Origin of the sequence: Anaeromusa sp., assembly GCF_028691475.1 — a bacterium.
GTDB lineage: Bacteria > Bacillota > Negativicutes > Anaeromusales > Anaeromusaceae > Anaeromusa.
This window is the reverse complement of sequence record NZ_JAQUZF010000063.1, coordinates 1-15277: the sequence shown is the minus strand read 5'-3', so window position 1 is coordinate 15277 and position 15277 is coordinate 1. Positions and strand designations below refer to the sequence as shown.

Sequence of the window (15277 nt, the reverse complement as noted above, 5' to 3'; positions counted from 1 at the left end):
AAAAATGTTGAGGTAAACATGCTCTTGCGTGCTTACCCCAACATTTATTATAGAACCTAAAAAAACAGGAGCTGGAAAAATCCAGCTCCTGTTGGGGAAACTATGAGATTAGACGCGAGTCCAAGTCAAGGAATCGCTGCCGGTCAGCTGATAGGTACCATCGCTGAATACAAACTGATTCAGTTTGTATCCGGAACCACTGGCACCCCAGTTTTCCAAAGTCAGGGTATTGCCGCTGCTGGTAACAGCAAGCGTCAAGTTGCTGCCGTTATAGCTAGCAGTTACACCACTGGTGCTCAGGTCATACAGTGCCACTTTATCGGCGCTGTTGTCTGCAGCAGCAGCAACAACATCATTACCGGCGTTAGCGCCAAAGTAGTAAGTGTCAATGCCAGTGCCGCCAATCAAGGTATCATCCTCGCCAAACGCACCGCCCCAGAGCATATCTGCGCCTGCGCCGCCATAAAGAGTTTCGTTCATAGTAGATCCAGCCAGGCTATCAGCAGCTGTGCCGCCTTGGATATACTCGATATTGGCGATGGTCACACCGCTAGTGAAGAAGCCGCTGGCATCAATCAGGCCGGAACCTTGCATCATGTCTGTTCCTTCGCCGCCATCAGCCACTTTCAGCGCGCTAGTGAAGACAATCGTATCGTCGCCTGCACCGCCAAGAATGGTATCGGCTCCGCCAGCGCCGGACAAGCTGTCAGCGCCATCATCGCCATTGATGTAATCAGCCAAGGAGGTTCCTTTAATAGTATCCGAACCGGTTGTGCCAATTCCCAGACCAAAGGTCTTATCGGCTGCAATAAAGGTGCTAATACGAGTTGTGTTGGCATTAGCGCCATTTGCTTGCTGCGCCATCCAACCTTCCAGGGTCAAGGTATCCGTCAGACCCGACTCAGAGGTGAAGCTAATAGCCAAATCGTTATTGCTGTTGACGCTAGCAAAGGTCAGATCGGCATAGTTCACACCGTAAGCCGCAAAGTTCACCGCATCATAACGGCTGTTAACACCGTCATTAGCAATTACTACTTCGCCTTGGCCAGGGCCCCAGAAATAGGTGTCGGCGCCAATACCGCCAATCAGGGTATCATTGCCTTGGTAACCCAGCAGCATATCCGCACCAACGCCGCCGTTAATGGTTTCCGCCGCACTCGTACCAATCAGGGAATCCGCCAAAGACGAACCATAAATCAGTTCAAAGTTCGTAATAGCCTGGGTTGAACCGAAAAGATGCGCCGCATCGATAACCACGCCAGCTGTAGCCGAGGCAGCTGTCAAGGTGTCCACATCATTGCCGCCATTCAAAACGGCAGCAGTCGTAGTATAGTTGACTTTATCATTGCCTGCGCCGCCATTGACGGTATCTGCGCCCGCGCCCAGGTTGCTGAAGAGGTCGTTGCCTGCGCCGCCATAAAGATAGTCGACACCAGAAGTACCTTTCAACGTCGTAGCTGTATCATTCGCTACGCCCAAATGCACATTGAGAGTATCAAATAAGAACGTCGATACACGATTCGTGGTATTAGTCAGCCAATCGGTGAGCGTCAAGGAATTGCTTTGTACGCCGCCGTCGTTGAAGGATATGGTCAGGTCTGCGCCAGCCATATTGAACTGAATGTTGTCCAAAGAGCCGCGAGCAATAGAGATCACATCGGATTTCGCTTGTACATTATTTCCTGCATCGCCAATGATGTCATCACCTTCATCGCTGCTCCAGAAATAGGTGTCAGCGCCATAGCCCCCTACCATCAAGTCATTGCCAGTAGCACCATAGAGCAGGTCTGCGCCAGATCCGCCAATCAGCGTCTCATCAGCCGCATTACCGGCCAGAGAATCTGCCAAGCTGGAACCGATAAAGACTTCCATGTTGCCAAAAGCGCGACCGCCTAAAGTGCCTGCCTGGTCAACAAAAATGCCTGCGGCATTTTTCTGTGCTGTCAGTACGTCCGTGCCATTGCCGCCATCAATGATGTAGTCCGCCGAGTCATAATACACCGTATCATCACCAGTGCCGCCATAAATGACATCTGCACCGCCGGAGTTAACAAAGACCGCAGCGCCAGTGCCTGCCTGCATGAAGTCGCTGCCGCTTGTGCCGTAGAGATTGGCAGCAGTTTCATTGCCGATAGCCAGGCTGAAGGCCACGCCATCTTTATCAACAAATTTGTTGGTGCGATAGGAGTTAGCCGTTGCGCCGCTAGCATTCGTAGCAATCCAATTTTCCAGCACCAGTGCGTCAGAAGCGCCTGCCTGATCGTCTGCCGTAATTTCCAAGTCAGCGCCGTTGGCAGTAAAGGTCAGATCGCTCCAGCTGGTGTTGATCAAGCTGATTACGTCCGTATTGCCGGCGCTTTCATTGCCGATGGTAACGGTTTCAGTCGTGCCGTCAGATACAGTGGTCCAGAAATACGTATCAGCGCCAATACCGCCAACCAAGGTATCATTACCGCCTGCAGCACCGTACAATTGATCCGCGCCGCTTTCGCCGCGAAGAATGTTGTCGCCAGTGGTGCCTACTAAGGTATCCGCCAGGGAAGAACCGGTCAAATCGTCAACTTGGCTGACGTTGCCGGTAGTCACAATAGTCTTGCTCAAATCGATAACCACGCCGCTCTTGCTGGTTGCAGCCGTCACGAGGTCACGAGCGCCGGTACCGCCGTAAATGACATCTTCCGCATGATAGGTGATGGTGTCATTACCAGCACCCGCGAAAATGGTGTCGCGCAAGGTGTCGGCACCGCCATTGAGCGCTTCTCCTAAATCGCTGCCATACACCAATTCGGTGACATTGGCGCCGGTAAAGTTAAAAGCTGCAGCATTGTTAGCCATATACAAATTAAAACGAGTATTATCAGCCGTCACAAAAGTACGAGCCACATCGGCGCTGTCTGGCGCCGCATTGCTGGCAGCAAACCAGTTTTGCAAGGTCAGCGTTTCTGTAGGATTGGAAGCTGCTGACAGTTCCATATCTGCGCTGCCAAGGCCGCGGGCATTGTTAAATACATCAGTATCAGTGCCAAGTCCCAGATCGGAAAGATTCACATTATAAAGATAAACTGCGTCACTGTTGTTGCCATCAGCAATGATGTCATTGCCATAACCGGCGCCATACACAAAGGTATCATTTCCAGCGCCGCCTGCTAAGGAATCGTCAGCGCCCAAGCCAGCCAAAATGTCATTGCCTGCGCCGCCAAACAGTGTTTCCGCAGCTCCCGCCGTACCATAAATGGTGTCAGCGCCATTACCGCCAACAACCACTTCAATACCGGCAAACTTACTGTTGCCATTCAAATCAATGTAGGCAGCGGAATTCCCCAGCACCAAAGTATCTTGGCCTGCGCCGCCATCAATAATGTTGTCAGCCGAATCATAGTACAGAATATCGTCGCCTGCGCCGCCATAGAGATAGTCCGCGCCTGCGCCGCCGTCAAGAACGTCCGCGCCGTTGCCCGCATACAAGCGGTCAGCGTCATTGCCGCCATACAACGAATCTGCTCCAGCTGCGCCAACCAACGTATCTGCGCCTGCGCCGCCACTCAACATAGCGTTAATGGTATTGTCGTTAGAGGTATTCACATAATCGCCGCTGATGGTAACATTGCCGCCACCCAGCGTCAGATACTCGTCGCCTACGATCAAGAAGTCAGCGCCGTTGCCGCCAGCCAATACATCATTAGCTCCTAATGCTACCAACACGTCAGCATTACCTGCGCCTGTAACAGACACATTAGCGCCATTGGCAAAAAGAGCCCACCGCTGTTCTGTTGCTGCTGAATAGTTACCAGATGTAACATCAGCTTGGTTACCATATGCCCATGTAATCGCCATAAGTATTAATCCCCCTTTGTTTTTATGCAGTCCAAAAATGCCGAAAAAGCCTCCGGCAGTCACTTCACCTAATAAAGGCTTAAACTGCAGAGCTTTACTCATTCATTGTACTACATTTGAAAATCGACTTACAAGTTTTTTATAAATTTTTTCTCACCACCGGCAGGGTTCGGTGTTACGGCGTGCCTTACGGCCCGGTGCCCTATTTCTTTTCCCTATCCCCGTCACCTCCTTATAAGGCCAGTCAGCCGTTTTCCATTCCCTCTCCGGCGATGCTGGTTTTTCGCCGGATCGTATTGCCGCTTGCGGAAGTTTCCCTGTTTCCTTCCGCAAGAGCCCCTTTATATGGGGCTACGCGCACCTATAAAAATCCATAAAGATACACGATAATTAACATATTCTTCGTTCTATCGAAAATTCCTGCCCTACCCTTACTTTTTTTACTGTTTTGCAAAAAAAATTCCAGCTATTACAGTACATCCGCAAAATGCGGGCGCAGCTTTCGAAAAAGCAGAACACCACCAGCAAAAGTCAATAGAGCTATGGTCCAAAAATAAACCGCACTCCCCGGATTTTCCCAAAACCAGCGTTGATACACAAGCGAGTTGCGGTAGCCTTCAATAAAATAGAAGCAGGGATTCAACTTCAGCCAAGGATGATACGCCGCCGGAACCATGTCCAAAGCCCAAAAGATAGGGGTGCACCAAAAGCCGATTTGCAGCAGCAGCGCCACGATTTGCCCCAAATCCCGCAAAAACAATACCGCTGCGGCGCTGATCCAAGCCAACCCTGCCAGCCACAGCAGCATGGCCAGCAAATAGTAAGGCAGCTGCAGCCAATACCAGGTCGGCCAAAAGCCGTACCACAGAAAGCAAAGCAGCAAAAAGCCTATAAAAAAAAGATGAATGGTCAATGCGGACACTATTTTAATCAGCGGCAGGATACTGACGCGAAAAACCACCTTCTTAACTAAATAGGCGCTTTCCAGAATGGAATTAGTAGCCCCGGACAAGGCATCGGCAAAAAAGAACCAAGGTATCATGCCTGTCATCAGCCAAAGAATAAAGGGCATATTCTGCACCGGCATGGATTTAAAGCCCACTTCAAAGACAAACCACAAAATCAGCATGGTCATCAGGGGATGGACAAAGGCCCAGAGCAGCCCTAAAAAGGAACCCAAGTAGCGATTGCGGATATCCTGCACAGCCAGCATCCGAATCATACTGCGGCTACGGCCAATATCCGCCAAAAACTGCAGGCCCTGCTGCCAATACCGTATCACCGCAATGCCTCCAGCCGCAGATACTCCGCCAGCCCCTCCTGCCAGGGACGGAAGGGGTCGCCGATGGTTTGCTCCAGCATGTAGTTGCGCAGCACCGAATGGCGGGGCCGTTTGGCAGGGCGCACAAATTCGGCGGTTGTCACCGGACGTACCGGTGTAGCACTGCCGCTTTGCCGCAAAATTTCGCAGGCAAATTCATACCAAGTGCATTGGCCGCTATTTGTCATGTGGTAAGTACCGTAATAAGCGGTAGGGAGCAGCTTCAAAATGGCCTGCGCCAAATCTACCGCATAGGTCGGCGTGCCTGTCTGATCATGTACCACGCTCAGCTCGTCCTTTTCCGCCGCCAGCTTGCGCATAGTGCGGACAAAGTTGTTGCCGTCCCCGTAAAGCCAGGCGGTGCGAGCAATGAAAAGGCGCGGGCAAATGCGCGCCGCCAGCTCCTCGCCGGCCAGTTTGGTCCGGCCATAGGCGCTTTGAGGGCAAACGACGTCAGTTTCCACATAGGCTGTCTCTTTTTCGCCGTCAAAAACATAATCGGTGCTGACATACACCATTTTTACATTCTGTTCCAGGCAGGCGGCAGCGATGTTTTGCGTCCCTACCGCGTTAACGCGAAAGGCGTCGTCTTCGCGGCTCTCGGCCAAATCCACCTGGGTGTAGGCGGCGCCATGAACCACCGCGTCGGGGCGCAGCTTTTCCATGATCGCAAATACCTGGGCCTGATTGGTAATATCCAAACAGTCTACATCCCTGGCGATGATTTCATGCTCCGTCTGCGCCTGCATCTGCTGAAAGGCCCTGCCCAACTGGCCATTGCCTCCGGTTACAAGAATCTTCATACCTGACCTCGTTCCTGGTACATCACCCGGTAATAATCCTGGTAAGCGCCGCTTTTAATTTCCTCCCACCAAGAGCGATGCGCCAAATACCAAGCCACCGTTTCTTCAATACCTTGTTCAAAGGTGTATAAAGGCCGCCAGCCCAAGTCACGCTCAATCTTAGATGCGTCAATAGCATAGCGGCGGTCATGGCCCAAACGGTCCTTTACAAAGCGGATACGGTCTTCAGGCTTGTCCAAAAGACGCAGCACCGTCTTGACGATCTCCAAATTGGTTTTCTCATTATGCCCGCCGATGTTGTATACTTCCCCCGCTTGGGCCTGGTGCAGCACCGCGTCAATGCCGCGGCAGTGGTCGGCTACATGCAGCCAGTCTCGTACATTCAAACCGTCGCCGTAAACAGGCAGCTCCTTGTCCTCTAAGGCGTTGGTAATCATCAGGGGAATGAGTTTTTCCGGAAAATGATAGGGACCGTAGTTATTGGAGCAGCGTGTGATATTCACAGGCAGGCCAAAGGTCTCGTAATACGCCCTCACCATGCAGTCCGCGCCGGCCTTGCTGGCCGAATAAGGGCTGTTAGGGGCCAGCGGCGTCTCTTCCGTAAAATAACCAGTTTTTCCCAGCGTGCCGTATACCTCATCAGTAGAAACCTGCAGGTATTTTTTCACGTTATGCTTGCGGGCCAAATCCAGCAGCACCTGCGTACCCATGACATTGGTCTGCAGAAAGACCATGGGATTTTCAATGCTGCGGTCCACATGAGACTCGGCGGCAAAATTCACTACATAATCAACATCATGTGTATTAAAAATCTCTGCCATGGCTTTCGCATCTGCAATATCGGCCTTGCAAAACAAATGCTGTGCATCGTCTTCCAGGTCCTGGAGGTTTTTCAGATTGCCCGCATAGGTCAGACAGTCCACGTTGAGCAACCGGTATTCTGGATGGGTCTTGCGCATATGATGAACAAAATTGCTGCCGATAAAACCGGCGCCGCCGGTAATAAGTACAGTGGTCATGACAAACTCCTTTTCTATCTGGCTTGAGTATTCCAGTCAAAGCCAATGGACGGATCGTCCCAGGCTACACGGTATTCGTCCGGGTTCTTCGGATCATAAGATTCGGTGGTAAAGTAGACAATCACCGCCGGCGTATTTCCCAGCACGCGGTAGCCATGGGCCACACCAACGGGAATGACGACAATTTGGGGATTATCCTCGCCTAGGTAAAACACATTGGTTTCCCCCTTGGTCGGCGAGTCTTCCCGCATATCATGCAACACCACCTGGGCGTTGCCGACCGGGAAAAACCAAATATCATCCTGGCGCTTATGATAGTGAAAGGCCTTGATCACGCCGGGATAGCTTTTGGACAGAGACGCTTGCCCAAAGCGCTTCAAAAGTTCGTCATCGTCCCGCAGAATTTCCATAAAAAACCCCCGATCGTCAGGATGACGAACCAATTTTTTAACCTCTACTCCTTGAATCATCACATTTGTTCTCCTTCCAACAAATTCAGCAAATACTGCCCGTAGCCGTTTTTAGTCAGCGGATCGGCCAAACGGCGCAGCTGCTCAGCATTAATAAAGCCCATGCGATAAGCGATTTCCTCCGGGCAGGACACCTTGAGACCTTGGCGCTGCTCCACAGTATACACAAAATGGGACGCCTGCAGCAACGACTCATGGGTTCCCGTATCCAGCCAGGCATAACCCCGGTCCAGCCGTTCCACGCGCAGCTGCTTAGCTTCCAGGTACAAGCGGTTGATATCGGTAATCTCCAGTTCCCCCCGCGCCGACGGTTTCAGGTCCCGTGCCATGTCTACCACCTGATTGTCGTAGCAGTAAAGGCCTGTAACCGCAAAAAACGATTTGGGTTTTGCAGGCTTTTCCTCAATGCTCAGCGCCTGTCCCTCGGCGTCAAATGCCACTACGCCGTAGCGCTCGGGATCCTTTACCCTGTAGGCAAAGACTGTAGCGCCTTCTTCCTGAGCTAAAGCCCGCTGCATATAGGCGGATAATTTGCTGCCATAAAAAATATTGTCACCCAGCACCAAGCTGCAGCCATCACGTCCTATAAAGTCGCGGCCGATGACGAAGGCCTGAGCCAAACCATCCGGGCTGGGCTGCTGGGCGTAGGAAATATTCAAGCCCCATTGCGAGCCGTCCTGCAGCAAATTTTGAAACTGCTCCGCATCCTGAGGCGTCGTGATAACCAGCACATCCTGTATACCGCCCAACATGAGCGTACTCAATGGATAATAAATCATCGGCTTGTCATAAATGGGCATAAGCTGCTTACTGACCACACGAGTCAGGGGGTGTAGCCGCGTCCCAGAGCCGCCTGCCAGAATAATCCCTTTTTTGATCATACTTGTCTGAACCTCCTAAGCCTGTCAACTATCTTGAATATACCCGCTATTTCTGCGCACAAGCTAACAGCATCTCGCAAATTCGTTCCACATCCTGCTCTTCCAGATCGCTATAAAGCGGCATCGAAAGCACCTGCTGCGCCACCTTATTCGCCATCGGCAACCGCTCAGGCGCCGCCGAAGGCAAATGCCGGTAACAAGCAAAATTACTGCACAAAGGATAAAAATATTTACGGGTAATTACATTGTATTCTTTTAGCTTCTGATGCGCAATATCCCGGGAAATGCCAAATTCCGCTTCATCGAGGCGCAGCACACAGTACTGAGAATTGCTTTTTACACCTGCTGCCGGCAACGGCGGCAGCTTCACGCCCGACACTCCCGCTAGGCAACGACGATAGGTCTCCATCAGCTTCGTTCTCTTGTTCCTGGCTTCTTCCACCATATCCAGGACCAACAGACCAATGGCCGCCTGCACCTCGTTCATCTTGCCATTGATGCCGCTAGCCACAACCTCTTCCTCTGACTGGATGCCAAAATTTTTAAGCCAGTTTATCTGCGTTACCAGCTCTGGATCCTGAAAGGCTAAGGCCCCGCCTTCCACAGTGTGAAAAGTTTTTGTCGCATGAAAGCTGAACATGGAAATATCGCCAAAGGAGCCTATTCCCTTGCCGTCTATTTCTACGCCAAAGGCATGAGCCGCATCATACACCAAAGCCAAGCTCCGCTCCCGGGTCAACTTCGCAAAGCCTTCCAAATCACAAGGCGTTCCAAATACATGCACAGGCACTACGCCGCTGGTTTCCGGAGTAATAACGGCAGCCGCACCGTCCGGATCCAAGTTCATCGTCTCCGGGTCAATGTCAGCAAAAACAGGCGTAACGCCGCACCACTGGAGCACATGCGGCGTGGCTGCAAAGGTAAACGGCGTGGTCACTACTTCGCCGTGCAGCTTCATGGCTTTGCACGCCGCCAAGAGCGCAATAGTGCCGTTATTAAAAAGAGACAGCTGCTGCGCCCGCAAAGTCTGGCGCAGCTTCTCCTCCAGCTCCATATAGGATGGTCCCCAATTCGTAAGCCATTTCCGCTCCCAAATTCCTTGCAGCTTTTCCATAACCTGCTGCAAGTCCGGCAGCAAAGGCCTCGTTACGTAAATAGGCTCTGCAAAAGGGCGCAAAGTCTTTTTCATATCTTTTCCTCCTTTTTCAGAACCCATTCCGCCGCAATGCCGTCCTTGCGCCAGTAGTCCATAAAGCCCTTCTTATAAGCATATGCGCCGCCCTCAACTCCAGCCGGGTCACAGCGCCGTAAAAGGTCCGGCAGTTCCGAGCGTTCCTGACGAAAGCAAAACCACAAACGCGAGGGCGCATGATACAAAGAAGACCGAAAGCCCCATTGCTCCAGAAGCATCGCCATCGCCTGATTACTGAAAAAAGCGCAATGAATAGGCAGCAGGTAAAACCAGGATGGATCTGCAGGCACCTCTTCGCGCACTAAGGTATGAAACGCCAGCACGCCCTGGTCGGCATCCACCAGCGAAGCAATTTCATCCAAAGTATCTCGATCACGTACATGTTCAAGTACCGAGCAGTTAAGAGTCAATTGGAATGGCTGCGCTTTCAATTCGCTCTCGCTAAGAAAGCCGCCGCCCTGCATATACCGATCAAACTTCTGCATTGGTCTGCCTAACTGCGCCAACTGGTCCGCCAGCCGTCCGTCGCCGCAGCCAAAATCCACCCACGGACCTGGTGAGGGCAATACGCCCCAATTTGCCAGGTCTGCCAGAATTCTGGCCTGCTCCTGCAAGCGCTCCAGCCACCCCGGGTCGGCCTCGGGGCTTGTATCCTTGCCCTGATAGGAATCATGGGCCCTATAGTTAAGGCGTCCCCATGTGTCGTCGCTCATGTCCAAATGGGTTTTAGATACCACCAGGCCGCACTGCGGACAACGCCAGTAGTTTGCCGTCTGCAAGCCAAAGCATTCCTGCTCCTTAGGCGAAAAGGTCTTGGAAAAATAGTCCTCCAGTGAAGCGTTGCAAACCCAGCAGCTCAGCATATCGGCACCGCCGGAATGCCGAATACGGTTTGGCCCGGTTTAACTCGTTTTCCTGCTACGCTTCCGGCGCCAACTACCGCTTTTTCTCCCACCTTGGTGTGGGGCAGCACAGCTGCATTCATCCCCACCGTCGCCTCAGCACCAATATGGGCATAACCGGCAACTGTACTGTTAGGTCCAATTGTCGCCCACTCTTCAATCACCACATCATGCCCAATAATGCAGCGTCCGTTAAGGGTAACAAAATCCCCCAGCACTATATCCACGCTCAAACCCACCCAAGGACAAATGACAATTCCCTGTCCCATTTGCACATGCAGTCCGTGATGCGCCGTGGGATGGATGAGATTGGTAAAAGCACCGCCTTTAGCCAAGAGCTTTTGGCATACTTTCTTTTTCCCCTCCGGTTCCCCGATGGCGCACACCAGAATATCCTCCGGGCTCGGTTCATAGTCATCAATACTGGAAAGGATCGGAACCGCATAGCCATATCCGTCCAAAGCGTCGGCGATATCATTGATAAATCCTTTTACAAGCCATTTTTGACCGCATTCCGGATTCTGCAACGCCCACGAAAGCACTTCACGGCCAAACCCGCCGGCGCCCACGATAATCAATTGCTTCATAAAAACTCCTCCCGACTTAAGCCGAATAACCGCCATCCACTACCACATTGGCGCCAGTCATCCATTTCGCTCCATCACTGAGCAAAAACAAGGCAGGTTGTACAATGTACTCCTCTTGGCCCAAGCCCAAGGGATGAGCCGCCTCCATAACTTCCCGGTGCTGCAATGTATAGTCTTGCGCCCCCTTAGTCAAGGAAGTGTCTACCCACCCCGGACTCAAGGCATTGATACGCCCCCCTTGGCGAGCCAGTTCCCTGGACAGGGAACGCACAGCCCCCACTACGGCGCTTTTTGTCGCCCCATAGGCGCTTAAGCCAATTTGGCCCCGCTCGGCAGCAACAGACGCCAAAAATAAATGCGCAGCACCGGCAGCTGCATATTTCTTTCTGCTAAGGATACGCACCAGCTCCACTCCTGCCCACAAGGACACCGCCATCATGGCTTCGGCTTGCCGTTTTTCAAATGCGCGCAACGGACTAAAAGCCGCAAAGCCAGCTGCATGGACGCTGCCATGTATTTTACCTTTGGCTCCAAACGCTTCCAGCGCTGTCGCTAAAGAAGCCGAATCCGTTACATCCACCGCAGCCCATTCGATCTGTCCCGGGCATTCTTGGGCTAGCGTCCTCAATTCCGCTTCTCTCCTGGCCACCGCCAATATCGCTGCACCGGACGAAGCCAAGCGCAGGGCAATGGCCCGACCAATTCCAGAGGAGGCGCCTGTCACGACATAACGCCGGCCGGTAAAATCAAACTCTACCATAACGCGCTGTTCTTCCTGGCTCATGCGTTTGGCATCTCCCATACATCTAAAATTTTAGTTTGTGATAAGTCCAGCGCCACCGCCGCCCAGGAAAGTCCCACCCCAAAACCGCAGGCAACTACCTTTTCCAGACGCTCTTCCGCCTCCAGCTGTTTGTGTTTCACACACAGCATCGTACTGATAGAAGACGGCGCCGAATTGCCAATTTCGCCAACCCCAAAGGGAACGGCCTCTTTCGGCAGCTTCAGTTTATGCACAAGCTGATCCAAGATGAGACGATTGGCCTGGTGCAGGGCGAAGGTTCCTACTTCTTCCTTCGACCAACCTGTATCCGCTAACATTTCTTCAATCATGGGGGGCACTTCCCGCAAGGCAAAATACATCACATCCATGCCGTTCATGTGTAATGTTTCCTCGCTGCGCACATTGTTTTTTCCGTATGCTTCCGGCAAGGAAGTGGTTGCATCGCAGGGCTTTTTAGCCCCCCCCGCCGGAATCACCAGCGCCCGATGGCTCATGCCGTCAGACATCAAATGAAACCGCAAAGAGCCTGCGCCGCGCTCCACCAGCAAGGCGCTGCCGGAATCGCCAAACATCATGCGCACAGCCTTATCCTGCGGATGCACGCGGCGTGTAGCCACATCTCCCAGGCAAAGCAGCACGCGCCGACAACCGCCGGACGAAACCAGCATGCTGGCCTGGTATAAACCATAAATAAAGCCGGAGCAGCCGTGATTGATGTCAAACGCTACAATATCCTTCGACAAGCCCAGTTTTTCCTGCAAAATGAAGCTAGTGGGAGGAACTAAATAGTCCGGTGTTTCCGATACCAGCACCACGCCGTCAATAGAAGCCGGCTCGATCGCCAGCTCCTGAAACAAGTTTCGCGCCGCCGCTTCACAAATATCAGAAATACAGACCTGAGGCGGAGCTACGCGAATTTTGCTGATCCCCGTACTGGCAATTAACTTTTTTACTTCCTTTTCGCCAAACTGAGAGCCCAGCGAAAAAAGGTCGAGGCATTCCGAGGGCACCGCCGTCGCCATACCGCGAATTGCTACATTCTCAAATAAAACCTTCATGGCTGCGCCTCAGGCAGCAAGGCAAATAAATCTCCCAGGGTCTGCACGTTTTGCAGCTCTTGCACCGTCAAAGACTTGCCATAGGTATTATAAATCCGGGCTAACAGCGCCACTACGGTCAAGGAGTCCCAGTCTTCCAGCTCATAGATTTTATCCTCTAAAGATAATTCCTGTTCCGTATCCAGCACATCCTGCACCAGCTCTAAAAAACGTTCCATTACATCAGCCTCCTTAAAGCTCTACTTTGCGGGAAATGGCGCAATCTCCAAGCTATTTGGCCAATGCACCGCCCCATACAGCGCGCCTCCCTGGCGCGGCATCATCTGAAATTGCACTGCGCACGGCACACTGTCGCAAAACACCACGGTTTCCAGATTGATCGTCTGCAGATCCTGCTCTGTCAACTGGGTCTGTACTTGCGGCGCAGTAGAAAGGGTACAGGCAATATTGTGTACACCCTGCATCAATTCCGACTTAAAGCGCCACTTGATTAAATACCGCTCCCCCGCTTTTACATTATACAGCACTTTGTCCTCAATCAAACTATCGGAGTAAATAATATCATTTCCCAAGCGATCGCGGATATGATATGCACATCCTAGATTATAACAATCTTCACTTACTTCTACCAGCATCTGCAACAGCAGCTCTTGTCCATATTCCACCGCTGCCGCCGTCCGTCCCTGGCGGTCTAAAAGCTGCACATTCAAAAAGCGGGCACTGCCGTTTTGGAGGCGTTGAAACGCCGCCCGGGCCGCAAACTCTTCACAGCCCTGCACGGGCTCGTTCTGCACTAAGGCTGCCGCGCTTTCCAGCTCCACTGCCGAACTCTCTGCGGCAGCAACGACCATTTGCTCACTGCGCACTTTAGAGGCAAAATACTGCTCAACGACAACGGCAGCAGAGTCATAGGCCGCCAGGCGGCCCTGCTCCAACAGCAGCGCCTGGGAACATAAGCTTTTCACTGCCGCTGTGTCATGGCTGACAAACAGCAGGGTTACGCCTTGATCCACCATTTTTTTCATTTGCTTCATGCATTTAGCCTGGAAAAACATGTCCCCTACCGCCAAGGCTTCATCCACAATTAAAATATCGGGGTTTACATGCGTATTCACGGCAAAGGCCAGCCGGGCAAACATGCCGCTGGAGTAGGACTTTACCGGCTGATAGATGAATTCGCCAATATCGGCAAAAGCAGCTATACTTTCAACGCGTTGGTCAATATCTTCGCGGGAATATCCCAAAACCATCCCATTCAAGTAGATATTTTCCCAGCCGCTGATCTCCGGATTAAAGCCAGCCCCCAGCTCCAAAAGGGCGGCTGTTTTCCCCTGCACCTGTATGGCGCCGCTTGTGGGCGTCAATACACCGCTGATAATCTTAAGGAGCGTCGACTTTCCCGAACCGTTTTTCCCTACGATAGCAACCGTTTCGCCCCTTGGTATTTGAAAAGATACATCTTGCAAGGCAAAAAAATCGCGATGATAACTTTTCCGCAAAGGATGAACCACTTCTTTTAAGCGATCCACCGGCGCATCATAGAGCCGATACGCTTTAGAAAGCTGCTGCGCAACAATAGCAAACTGGTTGCCTTTCATTTTCTCTCCCCTTACTTTGAATTCAAAAGCGATTCTTCAAATTTAACGCCGGCTTTTCAAGCACATGCCAGGAGATGGCTGCGCAGGCTACGGTTACGGCAAAAGCACTAAGACAAAAAGTCCCTACTGTTAATTCTGGTTTAAACAGAGCAATTAGTGTTTGCTGCACAGGGAACGCGTAAATATAGATTCCATAGGAAAAATCTCCATACTTACGAATCCATGACGCCTGGCAGCCAACAGCCACTGCCAAAAGCAAATAAGGCAAGCAGATAAACATAGCGTACTTTACCAAATGCAAGCTATTGGCAAAGATAAGCACCAACACCGCCAAAAGTACCAGCCGCCAGCTATGAATAATTTTATCACGAAAAATATAGCCGATTGCACCCAACCAAAAAAAGCTGGCCAATTTTATAAAACTATTATATTCCTTCAGCACCCACCAGAGCCGGCCTTGAGGCGAAAAATTTTGCGCATCATACACATTCAACCAGGCCAGCCCCAGAAACACCATCCCAAAAAACAAAGCAAAATAACGGCGCTGAAAAAACAAAAAGTAAGCACAAAGCGGCAGCAACAAATACATGGCAATTTCGTGCTTCAAGGTCCACATGGAACCATTGGCGCTGCCCGGAAAGGGATTTGCCGCAAAAACATCCTGCACGCCCCAACTATAGCCAAAAACATTAAAAGATAAATTCGGTTGATTGTAAAATGAAGTTGAACACTTAAGAAAAAAGTCCATGGTGACTTTTCCTCGTATGGTAGAATGGAGTTCTCACACAACCATCAACAACGAGGAGGCAATCACTATGGACTGCCATG

Annotated in this window: 14 protein-coding genes; all 14 read right to left on the bottom strand. The window is 51.6% G+C overall.

The window, feature by feature from the left end:
- Positions 1 to 108 precede the first annotated feature (108 nt).
- On the bottom strand, positions 109 to 3834 hold the full coding sequence (locus PHF27_RS09195) for a calcium-binding protein (RefSeq protein WP_300068885.1): 3726 nt from the start codon (positions 3832 to 3834) through the stop codon (positions 109 to 111).
- A gap of 469 nt (positions 3835 to 4303) precedes the next feature.
- Positions 4304 to 5116: an ABC transporter permease gene (locus tag PHF27_RS09190; RefSeq protein ID WP_300068882.1), complete on the bottom strand. Its 813-nt coding sequence runs from the start codon at positions 5114 to 5116 to the stop codon at positions 4304 to 4306.
- A complete protein-coding gene (gene rfbD, locus PHF27_RS09185; protein ID WP_300068879.1) occupies positions 5113 to 5958 on the bottom strand; it encodes a dTDP-4-dehydrorhamnose reductase in 846 nt (281 codons plus the stop codon). Before rfbD ends, PHF27_RS09190 begins: the two co-directional genes overlap by 4 nt.
- The gene (rfbB, locus tag PHF27_RS09180; RefSeq protein ID WP_300068877.1) at positions 5955 to 6977 is read right to left on the bottom strand and encodes a dTDP-glucose 4,6-dehydratase; all 1023 of its coding nucleotides are present in this window, start codon (positions 6975 to 6977) and stop codon (positions 5955 to 5957) included. The genes rfbD and rfbB overlap by 4 nt, the downstream gene beginning before the upstream one ends.
- 14 nt (positions 6978 to 6991) lie before the next feature.
- Positions 6992 to 7447 carry a dTDP-4-dehydrorhamnose 3,5-epimerase family protein gene (locus PHF27_RS09175; protein WP_300068888.1) on the bottom strand — a complete coding sequence of 152 codons (456 nt, stop codon included), beginning with the start codon at positions 7445 to 7447 and terminating at the stop codon, positions 6992 to 6994.
- The gene (rfbA, locus tag PHF27_RS09170; RefSeq protein WP_300068875.1) at positions 7447 to 8328 is read right to left on the bottom strand and encodes a glucose-1-phosphate thymidylyltransferase RfbA; all 882 of its coding nucleotides are present in this window, start codon (positions 8326 to 8328) and stop codon (positions 7447 to 7449) included. The genes PHF27_RS09175 and rfbA overlap by 1 nt, the downstream gene beginning before the upstream one ends.
- Before the next feature lie 46 nt (positions 8329 to 8374).
- Positions 8375 to 9517 carry a DegT/DnrJ/EryC1/StrS family aminotransferase gene (locus PHF27_RS09165; protein ID WP_300068873.1) on the bottom strand — a complete coding sequence of 381 codons (1143 nt, stop codon included), beginning with the start codon at positions 9515 to 9517 and terminating at the stop codon, positions 8375 to 8377.
- A complete protein-coding gene (locus PHF27_RS09160; protein WP_300068870.1) occupies positions 9514 to 10383 on the bottom strand; it encodes a class I SAM-dependent methyltransferase in 870 nt (289 codons plus the stop codon). The genes PHF27_RS09165 and PHF27_RS09160 overlap by 4 nt, the downstream gene beginning before the upstream one ends.
- Complete coding sequence (locus PHF27_RS09155; protein ID WP_300068868.1) at positions 10377 to 11009, bottom strand: NeuD/PglB/VioB family sugar acetyltransferase; 633 nt, start codon at positions 11007 to 11009, stop codon at positions 10377 to 10379. The genes PHF27_RS09160 and PHF27_RS09155 overlap by 7 nt, the downstream gene beginning before the upstream one ends.
- A gap of 16 nt (positions 11010 to 11025) precedes the next feature.
- Positions 11026 to 11793, bottom strand: a complete 768-nt coding sequence (locus PHF27_RS09150) for an SDR family oxidoreductase (RefSeq protein WP_300068866.1) — start codon at positions 11791 to 11793, stop codon at positions 11026 to 11028.
- Entirely contained in the window at positions 11790 to 12851 is a 1062-nt protein-coding gene (locus PHF27_RS09145) for a ketoacyl-ACP synthase III (RefSeq protein WP_300068863.1), read from the bottom strand. Before PHF27_RS09145 ends, PHF27_RS09150 begins: the two co-directional genes overlap by 4 nt.
- Positions 12848 to 13069, bottom strand: a complete 222-nt coding sequence (locus PHF27_RS09140) for an acyl carrier protein (protein ID WP_300068860.1) — start codon at positions 13067 to 13069, stop codon at positions 12848 to 12850. Before PHF27_RS09140 ends, PHF27_RS09145 begins: the two co-directional genes overlap by 4 nt.
- A 21-nt stretch (positions 13070 to 13090) precedes the next feature.
- Positions 13091 to 14449 carry an ABC transporter ATP-binding protein gene (locus PHF27_RS09135; protein WP_300068858.1) on the bottom strand — a complete coding sequence of 453 codons (1359 nt, stop codon included), beginning with the start codon at positions 14447 to 14449 and terminating at the stop codon, positions 13091 to 13093.
- A gap of 22 nt (positions 14450 to 14471) precedes the next feature.
- Positions 14472 to 15197: an acyltransferase family protein gene (locus PHF27_RS09130; protein ID WP_300068855.1), complete on the bottom strand. Its 726-nt coding sequence runs from the start codon at positions 15195 to 15197 to the stop codon at positions 14472 to 14474.
- Between the last annotated feature and the right edge of the window lie 80 nt (positions 15198 to 15277).